Annotated in this window: 1 protein-coding gene; it reads left to right on the forward strand. The window is 62.9% G+C overall.

Going from position 1 to position 240, the window contains the following annotated elements; genetic code table 11:
- A partial coding sequence (locus AC0IYH_RS33720; RefSeq protein ID WP_471838806.1) for a lmo0937 family membrane protein occupies window positions 1–215 on the forward strand: 215 nt, incomplete at its 5' end.
- Window positions 216–240 lie beyond the last annotated feature (25 nt).

Consider the following 240-nt stretch of genomic DNA (forward strand, 5'->3'; position numbering starts at 1 on the left):
GCAAACCTTCAGGGAACGCGCGCGGGGAACCATCGTTGACGGGGTTCGGGAGCAGTACAGGAGCCAAGCGCATGTTGTGGACCATCGTCGTCATCCTCGTGATCCTCTGGTTGCTGGGCTTCTCCCTCCACATCGGCGCGGGCCTAATTCACATCCTGCTGGTGATCGCGCTGATCGTCGGGCTCGTCCAGTTGTTCACCGGCCGCCGGGTGTAGCTTCCCCGTCGCGTCGCGCTACAAG

This window comes from Pseudomonas sp. AC463, assembly GCF_979253585.1.